The following is a 1307-nucleotide window of genomic DNA, read 5'->3' as shown; positions in this document are numbered from 1 at the left end:
GGCAAGGTCAATCGATCAGTGCAATTCGGCGGATCGGTTGGTGGCTTTGGTGGGTGCTCATGTAGACCCGGTGCTGTACGTGCGCTTCGACGAGGCGCTTGCAACGGGGATCTCGTTCGCGGCGGCGGCGCGGGCCGCGGGCGTGTCGCTGACTGCGGCGAAGGACCGGTGGAAGAAGATCGGCGGCATGCCCATGCAGAAGGGCCGCCGCGGCGGCCTGCCCAGACCGCCGGAGCCGGACCCGGTCGAGCTGCCGCCGGTGCCGTTCGAGAAGGTCGAGGGCCGGCTGACGTACTTCGAGCGGTGCGTGATCCAGGTCCGCCTCCACGAGGGCCACCCCCAGAGGCGCATCGCCGCGGAGCTGCAGCGCAGCCCCTCGGTGATCTGCCGCGAGATCGGGCGGAACCGGGGCCAGGACGGGGTCTACGACGCCCGCCGCGCCGACCGCCTGGCCGCCGGGCGGCGCAGGCGCGACCGGGAGCCCAAGCTCGCCGAGCGCCCGGAGCTGGCCGCCGCGATCGAGGAGTACCTCGAACAGGGGTGGAGCCCGAAGCTGATCTCCGAGGTCCTGAAGAAGGACCACCCCGATGATAGGAACATGCAGGTCAGCCACGAGACCGTCTACAAGGCCCTCTACGTCCAGGGCCGCGGAGCCCTGCGCCAGGACCTCCGCCGCTGCCTGAGCCTCAAGCACAGGGCCCGCGTCCCCCAAGGCCGGGCCACCAACCGGGGCCGGCCCTACCGGGAGGCGCTGAGGATCAGCCAGCGCCCGCCCAGCGTAGAGGACCGGGCCGTTCCCGGGCACTGGGAGGGGGACCTGATCATCGGCGGGGACGGCCGCTCCGCGATCGGGACCCTCGTGGAGCGCTCGACCCGGTTCGTGATCCTGCTGCACCTGCCAGGCGGCCGGCACACCGCCGACGCCGTCGCCGAGGCCATGATCAACGCCATGGGCGAGCTGCCCTCCCACCTGCGCCGCTCGATCACCTGGGACCGCGGGACCGAGATGGCCGACTACTCCCGGATCATGCTCGAGCTCGAGGCCCCGGTCTACTTCGCCGACCCGCACTCGCCCTGGCAGCGCGGCTCGAACGAGAACACCAACCGGCTCCTGCGCTTCTGGTTCGAGAAGGGCGCCGACCTCTCCGTGCACACCGCCGAGGACCTCCGACGAGCCCAGGACATGCTCAACCGGCGGCCCAGGCCCACCCTCGGCCTCCGCACCCCGGCCCAGGCCCTCACCGAACTCCTCCTGCCCACCGCCGCCTGACCCAAGGCCATTGCACTTGACAAATTGAATCCGCCCC

1 protein-coding gene is annotated in these 1307 nt (G+C 71.4%); it reads left to right on the top strand.

Annotated elements, in window-relative coordinates:
* Positions 1-49: 49 nt before the first annotated feature.
* Positions 50-1270, top strand: a complete 1221-nt coding sequence (locus ACLN58_RS22280) for an IS30 family transposase (protein ID WP_415857386.1) — start codon at positions 50-52, stop codon at positions 1268-1270.
* Positions 1271-1307 lie beyond the last annotated feature (37 nt).

It is taken from the genome of Sinomonas sp. G460-2, assembly GCF_047759905.1.
Classification (GTDB): domain Bacteria; phylum Actinomycetota; class Actinomycetes; order Actinomycetales; family Micrococcaceae; genus Sinomonas.
Note: the sequence above shows the minus strand (reverse complement) of the source record. Positions and strands in the feature narration are given on the sequence as shown.